2 protein-coding genes and 1 pseudogene are annotated in these 2,922 nt (G+C 61.1%); 1 reads left to right on the plus strand and 2 read right to left on the minus strand.

The annotated features are described in order from the left end of the window. Positions 1-12: 12 nt before the first annotated feature. Both B3Q33_RS10955 and B3Q33_RS10960 read right to left on the minus strand, forming a co-directional pair. Positions 13-501, minus strand: coding sequence for a DUF962 domain-containing protein (locus tag B3Q33_RS10955; RefSeq protein WP_272975170.1), 489 nt, complete (start codon positions 499-501; stop codon positions 13-15). A gap of 121 nt (positions 502-622) precedes the next feature. Beyond that, positions 623-1,030 carry a CBS domain-containing protein gene (locus B3Q33_RS10960; protein ID WP_035248590.1) on the minus strand — a complete coding sequence of 136 codons (408 nt, stop codon included), beginning with the start codon at positions 1,028-1,030 and terminating at the stop codon, positions 623-625. A 157-nt stretch (positions 1,031-1,187) separates the two neighbouring features. On the opposite strand from B3Q33_RS10960, the pseudogene B3Q33_RS10965 reads away from it, so the two are divergent. After that, positions 1,188-2,922, plus strand: a pseudogene (locus B3Q33_RS10965) (ATP-binding protein); the annotation flags it as partial.

Genomic DNA, 2,922 nt, shown 5'->3' on the forward strand with positions numbered 1-2,922 from the left:
GGCAATGGACGATCAGGCCGATACGCGGCGGCCAAACCCCAATTTATGTGCCAGCTCGATGCTGACAAACATGGGGCCTACCAGCAGGAACACCAGATCATCGACAAAGGACGGTTTCTTGCCTTCCACCTTGTGGCCCCATACCTGCACCGCCCAGGCCAGCAGCCATACACCTGCAGCACTCCAGGCCAGAGACAAACCGCTGCGATCCACCGCCACGATGACCGCCAGGGACGCCGCCAACCAACCGGTCATCAGCACTGTCATGCCCAGTGACATGCGCAGATAAAACGGCATGCAGATTACCGCCAGCAGGGTGCCACCATTGACCCAATAGGCAGCAGTGCCCTCCAGGCCCAGCCAGCGCCCCAGGGGCAGCAGCCAGAACAGGCCGATGGTGGAAACAAAGATGGCCGGCACACAGAGGATATGGACCCACTGGTTAACCGGGTTCTGATGGCTCTCGCCGTAATCGGCCAGAAAGGTTTGCAGGTTACTCATGACAGCTCTCCCGAGTTGTTGTTTTGAGCTGTCATGGAATGTAACGCCCGTCATGGATGCGGGATTGTACGCAGGGGTCACGCCGTTGCGCGCTCGCGGTTTTTCGTATGACCCGCTTTCCTCAGTCGCAACCCCGCCGGCTGTCCTTGAGGGCGCGCAGCACCTGCTCCCGGGTCAGCAAACCCACCAGAATGCCCTTGTCGTCTACCACCGGATAGATCTTGGGTTTCTGGGTGACCATCAGCTCGGCCACATTCACCGCAGAATCGTCCTCGTGCACAGTGAGAGGCTGGCTATGCATGAATTCTTCCACCACCAGACTGCCCTCGCAGTGATAGCTGGATATCAGCAGCTTGCGCAGGCAATCCTGCTCGGACACAAAGCCCACCACCTTGTTGTGATCATCCACCACCGGCAGGCCGGTGAATTTGTGCTGCAACAGGATGTCCACCACCGCCGTCAGCTCCGTGCCGGTCTTCACCGCCGCCGGGTGCTTGGCCATCAGGGCCCGCACAATCAGTTCGCTCATGGCTGTCTCCTTGGAACCTGTTTAAACCTTTCTTGACTATAGCACTCCGCTACCTTGGTATCTTCCGGGCTGCTACAAAACCCATGGGCAATATCAATGGATGACGGCATGGCTACCGGTTCCTACAATGGACTCTGCTGAGGAGAAGGAATTGCGAATGGTATCGCCATGTTTACGGCTGTGTGTTGCTCTTATCGTTCTGGCCCTGACCGCCACGGTGCAGGCCAACGGGGTGGCCGCCTGCGAGGCGGCCGGTCAAACCCTTGAACAGCTCCAACAGGAGAAACAGCAGCAGGCAGCGCAGCTGCAGCAACTACAGGACTATCTCAATGGTCAGGTGCCGGACCCTGTTCAGCTGGCGGCCTTGCTTGGCCACCCCCTTGAGGAGACCGCCCCCCTGTCCCAGCGCCGGCCGGGTCAGCGCAGCGTGCCGGACAACAAGTGCGACGCCCTGCAAAACGACATTGATACCCTGCTGGGACAACTGAGCCGGCAGGACCAGAAACTGCATACTCTGCGCCAGCAATTTACCCAGCTCCCCGACACCCAGCGCCAGGCCTTCTCGTCCCTGGCTGCGCTCTACCAACATCTGCAGACACTGACCGACCCGCAAGACACCCAGGAGGCGGTGAGCCTGGCGGCCACCACACTCAGCGACCATGTCCGGCAGGCCTGGGCCATTCTTCCCCTGCTCGGGTTATCACCACAACAGGCCCTGCAACAACTGGATCAGCTCTGGTATCAGAGCCCGTCCCTGACGCCGCCACCCCAGCCCACAGCACAATGGCGCGACCTGCTGCGCACTCGCCTGGAGATGCAGAGCCAGCTGCGCCAGCTGCGTGCTGACCTGTGGCAGCGACGCTCCCTGTGGAGCCAGATTGACGCCATGGGCGGCCCCGCCCAGGCGCCGGCATTGCTCCACCACGAAGCAGAGCGCATCGGCCAGCGGCTGCTGGATACCGCCCATGTGATCGATCTGGATCTGCAGGAATCGGCCAAGAACAAACGCTTTCTGCCGCTGGTGCAGAACAGTGTGGCGCTGATCCTCGGCATCGCCGGCTTCATGCTGCTGATCCGACTGGCCCGGCGCACTCGCCAATGGACCCTGACCCTGCACGAATCCGTGGTCCGGGCCAGCGGTGAGCACCGCTGGCTGCGCAACGCCAGCCGCCTGATCAGCGGCCTGGCGCCCATGCTGCCCTGGGTGCTGTTGTGGCTGATGCTGGACCTGCTGGCCCCGCTTCTGGAGACCCCCTCCACCCGCATTCTTGTCTGGCTGCTACCGCTGGCCCGGCTTTATGTGATTTACGGCTTGTTCTGCCTGATCGGCGAATGGCTGGTGATCCGGGTGGCACAGAGTGCCAACGCCTATCTGAGCAGCGATCAGTCCCGACAGGTCCATGACCACGCGCGGTTTATCTCACGCTGGCTGATACTGCCCTGGTTGCCGCTGTTGATCGTGTGGGAAAGCCTGGGCCCGTCACTGCTCTATTACCTCTGTCTGGGTATTTTGCTGGTAGCTATTTACTGGGGACTGGGCCGACTGCTGGCGCTTCGCCCCCAGGATTATCAGCGTTGTCTGCAGGCCATCCTCCCTTCACGGCTGGATCCGCTGGCGGAAAAATTGCTCACCCCGGTCCTGTTCTGGCTGTTTGCACCGCTGCTGCTGCCGGTGGCCCTGGCCAGCTTCCTGGTGGGTTTTGTGGATCGGGTGCTGGCAGATTTCGACTGGTACATGCGCTTCAAGGCCCGCCTGTTTCGGCTGCGCACCCGCATCAACAACGATGAAGAAGACCCCGACAATGAGCAGCCAGTGGATGAACATTACGAACGCTGGTTTGCCACCGCCCTGCCAGAGGGCAGCAAGACACCCTTTGTGGATACCGGCCTGG

Origin of the sequence: Alcanivorax sp. UBA3183 (assembly GCF_002364155.1) — a bacterium.
GTDB classification, from domain to species: domain Bacteria; phylum Pseudomonadota; class Gammaproteobacteria; order Pseudomonadales; family Alcanivoracaceae; genus Alcanivorax; species Alcanivorax jadensis.

Excerpts from the sequence above, each read along its gene's own strand:
- B3Q33_RS10955 (WP_272975170.1), bottom strand. The coding sequence starts at position 501 with ATGAGTAACCTGCAAACCTTTCTGGCCGATTACGGCGAGAGCCATCAG.
- B3Q33_RS10960 (WP_035248590.1), bottom strand. The coding sequence starts at position 1,030 with ATGAGCGAACTGATTGTGCGGGCCCTGATGGCCAAGCACCCGGCGGCG.